Annotated in this window: 12 protein-coding genes; 8 read left to right on the forward strand and 4 right to left on the reverse strand. The window is 43.7% G+C overall.

What is annotated here, in order from left to right:
- Positions 1-56: 56 nt before the first annotated feature.
- The 4 genes from fba to QXH45_03075 all read left to right on the forward strand — a co-directional run bounded on the left by fba (position 57) and on the right by QXH45_03075 (position 3,835).
- Entirely contained in the window at positions 57-869 is an 813-nt protein-coding gene (fba, locus tag QXH45_03060; protein ID MEM2078222.1) for a class I fructose-bisphosphate aldolase, read from the forward strand.
- A 17-nt stretch (positions 870-886) separates the two neighbouring features.
- Positions 887-1,810, forward strand: a complete 924-nt coding sequence (locus QXH45_03065; GenBank protein MEM2078223.1) for a carbohydrate kinase family protein — start codon at positions 887-889, stop codon at positions 1,808-1,810.
- Between the two features lie 38 nt (positions 1,811-1,848).
- On the forward strand, positions 1,849-3,117 hold the full coding sequence (locus QXH45_03070) for a threonine synthase (GenBank protein MEM2078224.1): 1,269 nt from the start codon (positions 1,849-1,851) through the stop codon (positions 3,115-3,117).
- Positions 3,118-3,190: 73 nt separating this feature from the next.
- Positions 3,191-3,835: a class I SAM-dependent methyltransferase gene (locus QXH45_03075; GenBank protein ID MEM2078225.1), complete on the forward strand. Its 645-nt coding sequence runs from the start codon at positions 3,191-3,193 to the stop codon at positions 3,833-3,835.
- A 2-nt stretch (positions 3,836-3,837) separates the two neighbouring features.
- Here QXH45_03075 and QXH45_03080 read toward each other — a convergent pair whose 3' ends face one another.
- The 3 genes from QXH45_03080 to QXH45_03090 all read right to left on the reverse strand — a co-directional run bounded on the left by QXH45_03080 (position 3,838) and on the right by QXH45_03090 (position 8,219).
- Positions 3,838-4,227, reverse strand: coding sequence for a cytidine deaminase (locus QXH45_03080; protein MEM2078226.1), 390 nt, complete (start codon positions 4,225-4,227; stop codon positions 3,838-3,840).
- Positions 4,224-7,397 carry an isoleucine--tRNA ligase gene (gene ileS, locus QXH45_03085; GenBank protein ID MEM2078227.1) on the reverse strand — a complete coding sequence of 1,058 codons (3,174 nt, stop codon included), beginning with the start codon at positions 7,395-7,397 and terminating at the stop codon, positions 4,224-4,226. The genes QXH45_03080 and ileS overlap by 4 nt, the downstream gene beginning before the upstream one ends.
- 63 nt (positions 7,398-7,460) lie before the next feature.
- On the reverse strand, positions 7,461-8,219 hold the full coding sequence (locus QXH45_03090) for a polyprenol monophosphomannose synthase (GenBank protein MEM2078228.1): 759 nt from the start codon (positions 8,217-8,219) through the stop codon (positions 7,461-7,463).
- Between the two features lie 124 nt (positions 8,220-8,343).
- On the opposite strand from QXH45_03090, the gene QXH45_03095 reads away from it, so the two are divergent.
- From QXH45_03095 to QXH45_03110, 4 genes are all read left to right on the forward strand, one after another.
- On the forward strand, positions 8,344-9,720 hold the full coding sequence (locus tag QXH45_03095; GenBank protein MEM2078229.1) for a BMP family ABC transporter substrate-binding protein: 1,377 nt from the start codon (positions 8,344-8,346) through the stop codon (positions 9,718-9,720).
- Between the two features lie 89 nt (positions 9,721-9,809).
- Positions 9,810-11,315, forward strand: coding sequence for an ATP-binding cassette domain-containing protein (locus tag QXH45_03100; GenBank protein ID MEM2078230.1), 1,506 nt, complete (start codon positions 9,810-9,812; stop codon positions 11,313-11,315).
- A gap of 1 nt (position 11,316) precedes the next feature.
- Positions 11,317-12,486, forward strand: coding sequence for an ABC transporter permease (locus QXH45_03105; GenBank protein MEM2078231.1), 1,170 nt, complete (start codon positions 11,317-11,319; stop codon positions 12,484-12,486).
- Positions 12,483-13,385 (forward strand): ribose ABC transporter permease, encoded by a 903-nt coding sequence (locus tag QXH45_03110; protein MEM2078232.1) that lies wholly within the window; start codon positions 12,483-12,485, stop codon positions 13,383-13,385. Before QXH45_03105 ends, QXH45_03110 begins: the two co-directional genes overlap by 4 nt.
- Positions 13,386-13,440: 55 nt before the next feature.
- Here the strand turns inward: QXH45_03110 and lysS are convergent, their stop codons facing one another.
- Positions 13,441-15,072 carry a lysine--tRNA ligase gene (gene lysS, locus QXH45_03115; GenBank protein MEM2078233.1) on the reverse strand — a complete coding sequence of 544 codons (1,632 nt, stop codon included), beginning with the start codon at positions 15,070-15,072 and terminating at the stop codon, positions 13,441-13,443.
- Positions 15,073-15,131: the final 59 nt, after the last annotated feature.

Genomic DNA, 15,131 nt, shown 5'->3' on the forward strand with positions numbered 1-15,131 from the left:
TTATTTAACGGATTTATAGGACCTAAGTCATTATATTCTCTCAAGGTGGTAATGGAATGGCTTTTCAAAGCGTTGGAAAAACGATTAGGCTAAAGAGAATACTTCCGGACGGGAAGTCTGTTGTCTTCGCGTTTGACCATGGAATTGAGCACGGTCCAAGCGATTTCACACCTGAGACGCTGGATCCTAGACCTCTTATACGTAAAATAGTCGATTCCGGTGTAGATGCTATAATGTTAACCCCAGGGCTTGCCTATATCACTCGCGACTCATGGATCGGTAAGACAAGCCTTATCGTCAAGATAACTGGAAAAACGAATCTACGTCCAGAGGATCAAAAAATGATTCAGAGTATCATTGGTTCTGTGGAAGAGGCTGTAGCGTTGGGCGCTGACGCAATAGCGGCTACAATATACTGGGGGTCTCAATATGAAGACTCGATGGTTTCCCAATGGTCCTTGATAAAAGAAGAGTCTGAAAGCTACGGGTATCCTTGTCTACAGCTTGCGTATCCTAGGGGCCCTACTATCAAAAACATGTATGATGTTGAAGTAGTCAAGTACGGAGTAAGGGCGGCGATTGAGGTTGGTGCAGATTTAATCAAGACCTATTATACGGGGAGCCTAGACACATTTAAGGATGTTGTGAAGGCAGCCTCGGGAATCCCCGTATTGATGAGTGGTGGAGCGCCAAGGAGAAGTTTCTTAGAATTCCTAAGAGATGTCGAGAACGTGATGAAAGCAGGCGCAAACGGCGTTGTTGTAGGCAGGAATGTCTTCATGCATGAGAAGCCTGAGGCGGCTATTAAGGCAGTGATGAAAATAGTCCATGAAGGTTTCAGTGCCGAAGAGGCCTTCAAGATCATCTGAACCCTGGTGAAAAGTGGTTGTCGGATAGCCTAGATGTAGTCACCGTGGGACATGCCCTTGTAGACATTAGAATACTTGTGGACAGTTTCCCGGGTATAGATCAGGAGAGCAAAGTACTGGAGCAGTCATGGGGGAGCGGGGGCTCGGCAGTTAACGTAGCAATTGGAGTCAGAAGATTGGGGTTGAAATCCGGAATACTTGCTAAAGTTGGATTCGACAGCTTTGGACGAATAGTTGTGGACGATCTCCTTAAGGAGGGGGTCGACATAAGTGGTTTAAGGATAAGCCTTGGCCAGACCGGCTTCACCATTGTGGCGATCAATCGAAAAGGCGAAATAACCATGTATGGATTCAAGGGTGCTGCCGAATCCCTTGAACCCTCGGACCTCAGCGAGTACGCCATATCCAGAGCAAGGTGGGTTCATATAGCTAGTCTCAGGCTTGACACGACAATTGAGGCGCTGCGGATGGCCGAAAAATATGGATTAAAAACCTCATGGGACCCGGGCAGGGTTCTCGCGGCCCAAGGCTTGGACAAGTTGAAGCCGGTTGTATCTAGAGTGAACATTGTATTCGTTAACGAGAAAGAAGCTAGACTTTTAACGGGTTTAGAAGACTATAAAGAGGCTGCACGAGCTATAGCCTCCGAGGGGGTTGAAACTGTCATAATTAAAAGGGGGGCAAAGGGGGTTTATGCTTATGGAAAAGAAATTGATGAAGATATATCAGCATATAAGGTGGAAAACGTTCTCGATACAACAGGGGCGGGAGACGCTTTCGCATCGGGTTTCATCACAGGGGTTTTGAGAGGGTATAGTTTAAGGAAATCCCTTCAGTACGGAAATGCTGTGGCAGCGTTGAAAATAGCTAGCTTAGGCTCTCACTGTGTTCCAACACATGATGAAGTTGTCAGGTTTATTTGGGAGAAGGAAGGAATTTAAACCCTTCCCACATTTTTCTAAACAGAGAGGATCATTCCATGTTTATCAAGGTTCTAAGATGTAGTAGGTGTGGGCGGGAGTATCTTCTAGAATCTAAACCTGTTCTCTGCGAAAATGATGACCTAGGTAGATTGGACATAGTTTATGATTATGAAAAAATTAGAGATATCTTAGACGTTGAGGGGCTTACAAAAAGGCCTTTCAACATGTGGAGATATTTTGAGTTCCTACCGGTTCCAGGGGAAGAATACGTAGTTTCCTTGGGGGAAGGCGGTACACCACTTCTGAAGGCTTCGAGGCTCGGAGAGGCCCTAGGATTGAAAAACCTTTATATAAAAGACGAGACAAGAAATCCCACTGGAAGCTTCAAAGATCGAGCTATGAGCGTTTCCATCTCCATGGCTAAGTTTTTCGGATTCAAAAAAGCAGTGATCGCGAGTAGTGGAAACGCCGCGGCATCGTTAGCGGCATACGGGGCTAAGGCAGGGATAGACATCTACGCGTTCGTCCCGGATTTCGCAGGCTATGGAAAAATTGCACAACTATTATATTATGGGGCGAAAGTTTTCAAAGTCAAGTGGACAGAGGCAGAAGATCCAACAGTTAAAATGATGAAGCTACTTGTCGAAAAATACGGATTCTACCCCAGTCCGAGCTTTGGTGTTTACAACCCTTATCAAATCGAGGGGCCGAAGACAATATCAATGGAAATTATTGAACAGTTGCGATGGGAGGTTCCAGATCAGGTTTTCATACCGACTGGCGCAGGTAGCTTGCTAACGGGGGTCTACAACGGCTTCAGAGATTTTAACCTAGTGGGTCTTACGGCAGAATATCCCAAGATGGTGGCCGTGCAACCAGAGGGAAACCACCCTCTAGTTAGAGCTTGGTTGGAAAGGCAAGACCCATTCAATATTAGACCATGGGAGAGACCGCCTGAAACCATAGCCACAGGGCTCGAGGACACGCTTCCATGGGACGGTGACGCTGCTCTTAAGGCTATTTACAATACAAAGGGCTATGGCGTCGTAGTTTCAGATGATGAAATAGTAAGAGCAATGAAATTGCTCGCTAGCCTGGAGGGCATATTCGCTGAACCTAGTGGGGCAGCTGGATTAGCGGGCTTGATAAAAGCTCTAGATGAGGGGAGAGTTGATCGTGACGAGACCATCGTTGTATTGGTGACCGGTCATGGGTTGAAAGACCCTGATATCATTAGAAAGACAGCTGGAGATGCTCCATCAATAAACCCAACCATTGAAGATCTTGAAGAAGCTTCGAGAAAATATTATGGATTAAAACTATAATTTTTCATGCCATAGGATTATCGGGACGGCTTACAGTTTTTACCGCGTGAGACACAAATTTTGGGAATTGGGCATGGTGTTTGTTGACTGTTGGAATATCTGCAACGAAGCTTTGAAACACACGATCTCGTATTTCAAGAATATTCCAAGGTATAGACAGTGGGGATGGAGAAACCTGCCCCTAGAACAATATCTGAAGGGAGACGTTCTAGATATTGGCGCTGGCCGAGCTTATTATCATGTAGGAGGGAGATCAATTCAAGGAAGAGTGATCCTCGTAGATCCAATTTACGAGAACGTAGAAGGGATTTTCAAGACTATGATTAATTTCATAACAATTAATGGAGATGGGCTATCCTTACCTGTTCGGGATGGTTCAATCGATACTGTTTTATCTCTTGCAACTATCCATCACATACCTACCAAGGAGTGTAGGAGGACCTTTCTGAAAGAGATTTACCGAAGTCTGCGACTTGATGGTGTATTGATACTCACTGCATGGTCTCCTCAGCGCATACCCGTGGGGGAGGAGGTTTGTGATGGAATATTAATTTCATCGAGATTTGGATCGAGATTTTACCATTTCTATTCTAAGGAAGAGTTGATCGAGGATCTTGAATCAATCGGCTTTCGTGTTTTAAGGCTTGAAAACTTTGTTGAAAACCCCTTAAAGCCCAGTTTGACGAGAAACCTTCTAGCAGTTGCTCACAAGGGGTAAGCCTAGAGTTTGAAAGGGCTTGGGAATATGCTGGACAACCTTGTTTCGATCTTTTTGCGAGATGTTACACTATAGAGGATTAGTTCGACATCCGGATTAAACTCTGCCATGAATTGTCTGCAGGCCCCACATGGGGGAATTGGGTCCTGCAAATCCGTCACGACTGCAATCTTAATCGGTTTAGTTTCCCCATCACTCACCATTTGGACTAATGCAGCCCGTTCTGCACAAATTGTTAACCCATAGCTCGAGTTTTCAACGTTCACACCTGTGTAAATCTTACCGTTGGACCCTAGCACGGCCGCTGCCACGTGAATCTTGCTGTAAGGCGCATAGCTGTTCTTCAAGATTGAAGTTGCTTTTGATATAAGGGTTTTATTAATATTGCTCATACTGGCATCACTCCAATATAGTAAGTCTCTCCATCGATATCCCATTCTTTGACATCCCCCATAAAGCCTTTTATAAGAGCTGGTTCAGAGCTAATTATTATTTCACACGCCCTGGTCTCGTTTGCTATGTAATTTGCTCTGGATTTTACAGCGTTTTCTCTCTCAGTTGGTGTTATTATTACTACTTTAATCTTGGCGTCAAGAGGGAGATTCAGCATTTTCCTCATAACTTGTATTCTTCTTACCAAGTCCCTTGCTAATCCTTCTGCGACTTCTTCTTCGCTGAGACGAGTATCCAATCCAATACTCCCCCATTCAGTGTCGACTACAGAGTAACCTTCAATGTAGTAGGGTATTATTCTCACACAAGACGAGTCGATAGTTATTTGTTCTCCTTGTATTATTGCTTCATGAGCGCGTCCATTAAGTACGTCTCGAGCTATTTCTTCCTGATGATGCAGAATGTAATCAACTACCTGTTTAGTCTTCTGCTTGAACCTAGGACCGATGACACTGTATACTGGCTCTACCTTGTATCTTGTAACCTCCTGCAGCATGGATACGGGTTTGGCATCAACTCCTTTAGTATTGGTGATTAGTTTAATCAATTCGCTATTTTCGGCAACGGTTTCAATTATTTTTAAATCGTTTGAGTAAACAGTTAGTTTTTTAACAGGTTGTCTTAGCTTCAACCCCGCTTTCATCCTAGCTGTAGCAGCCGTTTCAAAGATTTTCTTGATAATATTCATAGTCTCTTCAGATTTGGTATCTATGAATGTTTCATCCGCTTTTGGCCACTCGAGTAAATGAATACTCTCTTCCTTCCAGACTTGTTTAAACATTGACTGATAAATATACTCGGTTATGAAGGGCACAAAGGGGGCAAGCATTCTCGCTAGTTTTTCGAGAACATAATATAAAACTGTATATGCTGCCAACTTGTCTCTCGTGTTCTCTTCTACCCAGACTCTAGACCTTATCAATCTTATATACCAGTGGCTTAAGTCTTCAATAGCAAACTCGCGGAGAAGCCTAACAGCAGCGTGGACTTCGTATTCCTCAAGGTGGCTTGTTACTTCTTTTATTAACGTGTTGACTCTGCTGAGAATCCATTTGTCCTCGAATCTCAACGCATCTAAGTACTGTTTAATATCATTCTGTTCTGGATTGTATTTGTCAAGATCCATGTATGTTTTAGCGAAGACGTAAATATTCCATATGATCGATAGGTCTCTGGCGACTTCCTCAATGCTTCTCCATGAAAACCTGGCATCCTCCCATGTTGTGTTCGAGAGGAGCCAGAGTCTTAGCGGGTCTCGCCCAACTTTTTCGATTGCCTCGTTGGTTCCAACATAGTTTCCCAAACTCTTGTGCATTTCTCTTCCTTGCTCATCTAACATGAAGCCGTGAACCAGCACGTTTCTATAAGGTGCCTCATCAAACCCGAGTATCCCTGCCCTAAGGAGGGAGAAGAACCATCCTCGAGTTTGATCGTGGCCCTCTATGATGAGATCTAGCCTAACATCTCCAAGATCCTCCTTACCTGGATGTCCTTTTGCTGCATAGAAGCATACACCACTGTCGAACCATACATCCATAACATCTGGTACTCTCTTCATTTCCCTTCCACACTTTGGACACTTTAAAGTGACTTCATCAATCCATGGCTTGTGAAGCTCCTTGGGACGGTGTCCTCCTAAGGCAAATATTTCGTCAATACTTCCAATCACTACTTTGTGACCGTTGGGACAAATCCATATAGGGAGAGGAGTTCCCCAATACCTTTGTCTCGATATCACCCAGTCCTGTAGGTTCACTATCATTCCATTGATCCTATCAAGGGCCCACTCTGGTATCCAATTTACTTTTTTGACTTCTTCAAGGAGCTTATCTTTTAACTTTGATACTTTGATTACCCATTGTTGAGTAGCCCTTAGGAAGACAGGGGTTTTACATCTCCAGCAGACTGGGTACTTATGTCTTATTGACTTCTTGCTCAGGATGGCGTTCTTTTTCTCTAAATCCTCTATGATTACTGTATTAGCCTCTCGGACGTAGAGCCCTGCATATTTTCCGGCCTCAGATGTAAACTTTCCCTCATCGTCAACGGGGCTTGCAATCAGGCTTACTCCATTCCTCATGGCTACAATGTAGTCTTCGAAACCGTGGCCCGGTGCCGAGTGAACGAGACCTGTTCCTTCGTACATGGTAACAAACTCGGGAGCCGGCAGAACAGTGTGGTATTTCTCAAGCTCAGTTTGAATAGGAACAACATCCTTCAACGGATGAGTGTATTTAACTCCCAGAAGATCCTTCCCCTTTATTCTCGCGACTACTTCATATTTTTCGATACCTGTATCTTCTAGAAAAGCCTGCAACCTAGCCTCAGCTAAAATCAAATTTTCATCTCCAACCTTTATTTTAACATAATCAGCATCAGGATGTATCATTACAAAAGTGTTCGAGGGAATAGTCCATGGAGTAGTCGTCCAGATAACGAGGAATGTTTTCTCCTCACCTACTACGGGGAATTTTACGTAAATGCTTGGGTCCTCAAGTTCCTTGTACTCGATCTCGTATTCTGCAAGCGTTGTAGAACATCTAGGACACCAGTGGACAATCCTAGCCTCTCTGTCAAGTAATCCTTTTTCATCCGCCTTCTTGACAAGCCACCACGAGGCTTCGATGTATTCGTCTCGTAATGTTAGATAGGGATTTTCCCAATCCATGAAAACTCCGAGATCGATAAACCATTTTGTCATGGCTTGGGCATTGGTTAGAGCCAAATTCTTGCATTCATTTATGAATCTGTCGACCCCGATCTTTTCCTCTATCTCTCTTTTGACCCTTAAGCCTAGTTTTTGTTCAACCTTAACTTCTATCGGCAATCCATGACAGTCATAACCAGGTTGGTCATAGACTCGGAAACCCTGCATTCGCCTAAATCTCAATATAGAATCCTTTAGAGACTTATTCCATGCAGTACCAATATGTGGTATTTCACCTGACGGGTATGGTGGTCCATCAATAAAATTGAACAGTTTCACTTTGTTGGAATTTTTCGCTTTTAGGATTTTGTAAATAGACTTCTCATTCCAGAAATTTAAAACAGATTCCTCTACTTTTTGAAACTGGTATCTCCCTTCTAGTTGCCAGCCATCACTACTCACTAACCATCACCGTTAAAACACTATCCATCATAAGGGGCATTCAAGCTTTAAAATATGTATTGCTTAAATAAAAGCTAATACTATGTAAACGAGAATTGCAAGCGATATAGCGACAAGAAATATCATACCCAAGGGGTTTAACTTGAAGATTAGTCTTGCAAAATAGAGTATAGTTTTCGAATCGAGCTTGGAGGTTCCTTTACTTCTTGATTTAAACTCATAAGGTTCTTCACAAATCACAGCTTTATTCGCAAAAGTTAAGATTTCAACTAGCGCTTTATACCCTCGCGGTTCAACCGGTTTCCATTGTTCAACTATTTTTTTCTTCACTAGGAAGAAGCCGCTTACGGGATCCTTGATTCCGCGGGCTTGTTTGATGAGGAGTCGAGATAGAAGGATGGCTCCAATCGAAGTGATTCTCCTGATCAATGGAAAGCCTATTACCTTGCCTCCTTCAACATATCTCGAAGCAATTACAATATCGCAATCACGCGCCCTTTTTAGGAGGTGCAGGATAGTAGATGGGGGATGTTGTAAATCAGCATCCATAACGATTATGACGTCTCCCTCCGCATGTAATATCCCTGTATGAATCGCCGAGGTCAAGCCCATTTTTCCTGGACGAGTAATAAGTTTAATTGGATATTTGGCTGACAGTTTTTTAGCAACTTCCCCAGTTCCATCGGTGCTATTATCATCGACTACAATTATCTCGAAGGAGCCGATGTTTGCGAGTACTTTCGCAATCTCAGGGATAAGAATCGAAATGTTCTCTGCCTCATTGTAGGTGGGAAGTATTACCGAAACCCTGTCACTCGCCAAATTAAGCACCGTTAAAACCGATGAGGGCAGGAACTTATAAGATTATGTCGATTAAGCCTGATACTGATCATATAAAAACATTTATATTTTTGTGGGCAGTAAAAATATACTTAATGGTGAGCATATGAAAACTAGTATCCTTATAGCGGTCTTCATTGTATTAATAATAATATCGGGGGCAATAGGTTACATCGCGGGCCAACAGACAGGAGCACCCGTCCAACAATATACTCCCCCAGAGAAAGTTAAGGCAGCGTTCATATACGTCGGACCCGTCGGAGACGCTGGCTGGACTTACATGCATGATATTGGAAGAAAATATGTGCAAACATTATTCAGCGATTGGTTGGAGACTACGTACGTTGAGAGCGTGACTCCCGATAAAATTGTCTCAACCGTGGACGACCTTGTATCTAAAGGATACAATGTCATCTTCACCACATCATTCGACTTCATGGATGCCACTATAGAGGCTGCTAAAAAACATCCAAACGTCTTGTTCTTCCATTGCTCTGGTTATAGGAGAGCCCCTAACGTTGGGACCTATTTCGCGGACCTGTATGAAGTATATTATCTTAATGGGCTAATGGCAGGCGCTCTCACTCAAACAGGGCAAATCGGATATGTAGCCGCGTACCTAATCCCGGAGGTTGTGAGACACATCAACGCGTTCGCGATTGGAGCGAGAGAAGTTGGCGATGCCCTTGGAAAGAATATCACGGTTCACGTGATTGAAATAGGTAGCTGGTATGATCCAACAAAGGCCAGACAAGCATCGGATACGTTGAAGACTCAGTTCAACGTCGATGTTTTAGCCTTCACAGAGGACTCGAGTGCTGTGATAGAATATGGAGAACAAAACGGTGTTCATGTTTTCAGTCACTACGGTCCAATGCTCAAGTTCGGTCCCACTTACACGGTCAGCGGCCAGTTGGTGAGATGGGAGGTTATATACGCTGATATTCTCGTGAAGGTCAAGGCCGGAGTGCTCACTCCTTATAACTTAGATAAAGTTGATTACTGGTATCTTCTCAGCTCCGGAGCAGTCGACTTAGGCGCCGACATCGGTGATGATGGTAGGCCAGTAATGATTAATCCACGCTACGAGCCAATACTGAAGAATATAATGGTAACCGACAAGCTGACTGGTGAACGCATCAGCGTTTATGACTTGGTGATGAGAAGATACTGGCAGATGAGAGGAGCATTCGCAGTCATACCATTACAATTCTCCTCAGAGACCCATAAGTATGAGAATGTAATCTCCATCAATATAAACTGGGGCGGTCAGATAGGGGTCAAACCATATCCGATAGCTTCTGAATTCGATCCATTCACAGGACCATTAACTGGATATTGTCTCATGAGCGAGCCTTTATCTACATGGTGTAGTGGAAAGACTCCTGGATCAACAGTGAACATTCCATCTGGCGTGAGACTTGGTCACGAAGACTTGTGGAACATGGATTACTTCATGAGTTATGTCGTCAAACATGGATAGGCGTCATCCCACACCAACATATTTTTTATATCTATCCTCCTATATTCTTCATGCAAATCCGGTGAATAAATACGAGAGGGTAATCGATAGTGGATTCTGAGAAAATAGAGTTACTAATGAAAAATATAACTAAAACATTCCCAGGAGGAGTTATAGCATTAAGGGATGTATCAGTAAGGTTGACGGGAGGCGAATTCACCGCTCTTGTTGGCGAAAACGGAGCTGGCAAATCGACCCTGATGAAAATCCTATATGGAATATATACTTATGATAAGGGTGAAATCCTACTAAATGGAAAACCTCTTTTAATTAGAAAACCATCTGACGCTATTAGAAATGGAATAATCATGGTCTCGCAGAGCCCGCAACTCATAGATAGGTTGACAGTGGCGGAGAATCTAACTCTAGGTTTAGAGGGAGTTAGACTACTCTCTGGGTTTTCTAATGCTGTAAAGCTGGTTAGGGAGTATAGTGAGAAGATAGGAGTAAAGATTAAACCCGAGGATAGGGTATGGTCCTTAACATATACCCAGAAGCAACTAGTTGAAATCGTGAGGGCTTTAATCCTAGGGGCTAAAATATTGATCCTGGATGAAGCTTTAACATATCTACCAATAGAAGAGCGCAAAAGGTTCTACACGTTTCTACAAGAGTTCAAACAGAAGGGAGGTACTGTTGTCGTTATCACGCACAAGATCCCGGAGGCGCTTGAGGTAGCTGATAGAATAATTGTGTTGAGGAAAGGATCAGTCTCAGGTGAGTTGACCCGGGAAAACGCGACTTTAGACAAGGTTAGAGAACTAATGTTTGCTGAAGCGGCTAAGGAGATATCATACGATCGTCTCCCAACCTCGGTAATTGGAGAAAAAATCGTTATCGAAGCGAAAGACGTGTGGGTTGAAGGGGATTACGGTGTTCCCGTAGTTAAAGGAGTTTCGATAAGAGTTAGAGAGGGCGAGGTCGCTGGTATTGCGGGAGTGGTGGGAAACGGTCAAAGAGAGTTCCTAGAGGCAATAGTAGGGCTTAGAAAAATCTCTAAAGGAAAAATCTTTGTCGAAGGAGTAGAGACTACGAATAATGAGATGGGAAAGACGAGGAGCATGGGAATAGGTTTCATCCCTGACCTTCCATTAAGGTTTGGAATATCACAAGACAACAGCATTCTCGAGAACATAGCTGCTCTTTTTGAAGGGAAAAACCTCCTTGTAGACTGGGAGAGAGTGAGAAGCTTGACGCGTGAAATAATTAAAACCTTCAACGTGCTGACCCCTAGCGAGGAGGCCCCAGTAAAAATCCTTTCAGGAGGAAATCTAATGAAGGTTATCGTGGGGAGGGAATTAAATTATAGTAGGAAAGCCCTTATCGCCTACAATCCCACAAGGGCGCTTGACGAGATTACGGCCGTCCAGGTTAGGAGGATCATTAAGAATAAGAGTATTAGAGAAAAGATCGCAGTCTTGTTTGCGAGTGAAGACCTTGACGAAGTCTATCAGCTAAGTGATACTATCTACGTCATGAATAGTGGGAAACTCCACGGTCCCTTCGACCCTGAAAAGACCCCGAGGGAAGACATTGAAAAACTAATGGTGATGTAAAATGATCAGACTCATAGTTTTGAAAAGAACTAAGCCATTAAGATACAGCAGGTTAACGACGGTTACCATTTCACTACTAGCTGGCATCCTGCTGTATACTTTAATCCTAGGTGTTATCGGAATCAACCCGTTTTTAACATTATCGATAATCTCTTCATCCTTTGTGTCTAGCGGGGTGATCAAGGACTTCATTGTGCTGACAATCCTGGGCTATGCTCTTCTTATTGCATTCAAAGGAGCCCTGTGGAACATAGGAGCGGAGGGGCAATTCTACATGGGCACAATTCCAGTTATATACCTCACAACCATCCTGTTTTACACGCGCGAACCAGTGAGTATAGCTCAGTCTATAGGCGTAATAATGTGTTCGATTCTTCTAGCTATAATATTCGGTGCATTGTGGGGAGGCTTAGCTGGAATCATCAAAGCATACACGGGAGTCGACGAGGTACCCGTGACACTTATAATGAACTATATAGCGTACTACTTGGTTAACATCCTGATTCTAGGGCCGTTCCAAGGAAAGTACGTATACGGATACAAGCGGACTGACTTGATCCCTGAGCCTTATCAACTCAGTATAAAGGTTCAATTAACCTTTACTGGAAACCCAGTTATCGATGCTGCATTATCTTTCATCAGAGAGCTCATGATCTATGGGTGGTGGCTGTTAGCGTTGCTTATTGTAATAATGGCAGTATGGTGGTTCTTCAATAAGACTTCGCTTGGGTTAAAAGTCAAAATCCTTGGGTCAAACCCAGAGTACCTTGTAACCACTGGTTCGAGTGTAAAGAAGTTGACAATAATAACTTTTGCCATCTCAGGTGGTTTGGTTGGACTAATGGCTGGACTTTATGTGCTTGGATATTTACTGAGACTCGAATACCCGATAGAGGGACAAACAGCCGGGTATGGGTACTTAGCAATCCTGGTAGCTTGGCTATCTCTGCTCGATATAGCTCTCGTACCCGTCTCCGCATACATTATCGCGAGCTTAACAAACGCTGGGTTGACTCAAAGCGCTATTCCCGAGGTAAAGCAGGCACTTCAGCAAGCAGGTTTCGCAGGGGCGGAGATGTCTTTTAGATGGATTATGGTTGGCTCAATACTGCTAACCTACTCAGTGTTGAGATTTCTATCGGATTATGAGATTAGGGTGATTAGAAGATGAACGGATTAGAGAGCCTCATTGGTTTAATTGAAGGAATAGGAGCCGCATTCATCACTTTCTATCTTGTAGCCCTAGGCCACAGCATATTTGAAAAAGCCGGATTGCTCGACCTTGCAATAGATGGAGTATTCTTCATGTCCACGGGGGCAGCGGTTCTAGGTGCAGTGGCGTTCGGCAATCCCGTAATAGGTAGTATCGTGGCTATGTTGATAGCATCCATGTTCGGCCTCTTAATGGCTTATTTGTTAACTTCTCTCCCAATAAGTCATGGAGCCGTGGGATTATCCCTCCAGTTCCTTGGTTACGGTTTGGGTATCGTGTTGGGGTATCCGTTGAGGCAAACAATCGGCGCACTGTATGCTTATTGCTATACAGATGAAGTTTTGATAGAGTTGATCATTGTGACTATAGTTATAGGTGTCGTAGCCCACTTGTTGATCGAGAAAACGAAGATAGGTGCTGCAATAAGGGCTGTAGGCGAGAGTCCGCATGCCGCATCATCTCTAGGCGTTAATATCTTATTCACGAGGCTTGTAGCAGGAGCTATGGGCTTCGCCTTGATGGGACTGGGCGCATCCTTCTTCCCGCTCCTATGGCAAAAGTACTGGGATATTAAGGTGTATACCCTCGGATACGGCTGGCTCTCTTTCACTATCGCTCTCGCGGCCGGTAGGCATCCTATATTCCTGATACCAATGGCTTTGTTGTTCGGAGGACTAGTGGAGTATAGCGTAACTATCCAAACACTATTCAAGTTACCTCCAGATGTGGCGAAACTGATTCCATTCGTAGGAGCATTAGGAGCGATGTTAACCTACAGCTTTACGAGATTGAGAAGAATATTTGCCTCTCCACAGAGTCTGGGCAAGGTATATTACAGAGAGGAGAAAACCGTATAAGTTTTTTTATTTCTCTTTTCCTTCCTTCATAATTTCTTGTATTAATGGAAGGCTTCTATTCGAAAACACGTAGATATAAGAGTGTGGTCTCCTTGCCCAAGAGAGAAATTAATGGAGCAGCCCTCGGACCACTATCTTTCCCAATGAATAGTTTGTAGAAGATTTTATAGTATTCTCCGACCTCTTGGGGAGTTAACCCTTGAGTTGCATTCATCATAACATTCTTAATGTTTTCCTCAGTCCATTCTTTTAGAGTCTTCAACCCTTCTGAAAGTTTCTTGAAAACGGAGAGGAATTTCACGGGAATATTTAACTCCTCAACTCCTGAAGGGGGTTGGACAAGGCTGAACACCATATTCTCGGGTCCGTATTTTTTAACCCACACTGATGCTTTCGACATTGTTTCTATGACTCTCCTTATTCCGAAAATACTTGGGTTCATGGGCAGATGACCACTTAGCTGGAGCCTTTTCACTACTTCGCTTGACCATTTTTCTCTCGGGAGTATTTGAGAAAGTATGGCGAGATGTGTATAAGGAACTTGTTCAGGAGGGGTCTCGGGGGGGTTAGACCCTGGGTAGCTTAGCTCGTAACTTCTTTTCAACAAAATCTCTTCTTCCTTGTCCTTTCCACTTTCAATTCCATAGTAGATCCTTTCTGCCTTAAAGTATTGTGAGTAGTACTGAGGTATTTCATGCAAGCTGACGCTATATTTTTTCATAGGAGGCGTCTTCAAAACTATGAACCTGTAAATGTGGGGGTGAGCTACTTCGATCCAGTCTTTTGGCGTAAAGCCGAGAAAATCACTGCTTCCCATGTCTACTTCGCTGCCGTCGGGCTTCCTGAGCGCCACCCACTCGTAAGGCAAGCCAAATGGAGGGTTGATCTTATACACATTGACGGCTAAGTCGACACAGCTGTCCCTGCTTCCGCCTGGCATCGCATGATCTTTCCCATAAGGCTCGAAATCAACTCCAAGCCCACTCCATACCGCAACCCACTCTATCCGCCACATTAATTTGCCATTTGTGAGGCTGGTTTTGCCTTTAAAGCCGCAGTGTTTGCATTCGTATTCAACGGCGTCGTCTATTATGTTAACTGCTTCCGTAGTGTCTATTCTGCCGCAATTCTCACATACAGGTTCTATGGGGATCCAAGAATCCTGATATGGTTTTCTTCCACGATACTTATTCACAATTCTCCTAATTTCTTCTTTTTTAGCTATTGTTTCCTTTATGAAAGAGAGAAGAAGTTTTTGATACATCTCAGTAGTTGTTATTATTTCGATTTCTCCGTCCGTGAACTCTTTTATGAATGGCCCAAAATCGTCCCAGAAATGTTCTACCCAATTAGAGTGGCATCCTTTAGGGTCAGGAACCCTTATCAATGGCCATCCTTTGTACTTCTCCGCCTCTTTGGGATCGGGGAAGGCATTTAATTGGGCTTGTTTAGCCTTCCAAGCGTCCTGGGTGTAGAGAGTTAAATATTGTTTGATCTTCAATCCTCTCGAGGACAGTATTCTCCTCAAGGTCTCAGTTATTATTACCTCGCCTCTCAACCTCCCAACGTGCTGAAGACCAGATACTGATAATCCACCGTTGAACACGTAAGTATCCTTTCCACGTTTTATTAGATCTTCTTGGACTTGGTCAGCAAGTTCATCGATCCAATGTTTCTTAATACTCATAACGACTCCTCTTTTCGTGAGTTATTATTTTACGAGTATTTATTTACCCTTACCCCTCT

This window comes from Thermosphaera sp. (genome assembly GCA_038827615.1).
Taxonomy (GTDB): Archaea; Thermoproteota; Thermoprotei_A; order Sulfolobales; family Desulfurococcaceae; genus Thermosphaera.

Excerpts from the sequence above, each read along its gene's own strand:
- QXH45_03095 (MEM2078229.1), top strand. The coding sequence starts at position 8,344 with ATGAAAACTAGTATCCTTATAGCGGTCTTCATTGTATTAATAATAATA.
- QXH45_03110 (MEM2078232.1), top strand. The coding sequence starts at position 12,483 with ATGAACGGATTAGAGAGCCTCATTGGTTTAATTGAAGGAATAGGAGCC.
- QXH45_03070 (MEM2078224.1), top strand. The coding sequence starts at position 1,849 with ATGTTTATCAAGGTTCTAAGATGTAGTAGGTGTGGGCGGGAGTATCTT.
- fba (MEM2078222.1), top strand. The coding sequence starts at position 57 with ATGGCTTTTCAAAGCGTTGGAAAAACGATTAGGCTAAAGAGAATACTT.
- QXH45_03075 (MEM2078225.1), top strand. The coding sequence starts at position 3,191 with ATGGTGTTTGTTGACTGTTGGAATATCTGCAACGAAGCTTTGAAACAC.
- QXH45_03105 (MEM2078231.1), top strand. The coding sequence starts at position 11,317 with ATGATCAGACTCATAGTTTTGAAAAGAACTAAGCCATTAAGATACAGC.
- QXH45_03080 (MEM2078226.1), bottom strand. The coding sequence starts at position 4,227 with ATGAGCAATATTAATAAAACCCTTATATCAAAAGCAACTTCAATCTTG.
- lysS (MEM2078233.1), bottom strand. The coding sequence starts at position 15,072 with ATGAGTATTAAGAAACATTGGATCGATGAACTTGCTGACCAAGTCCAA.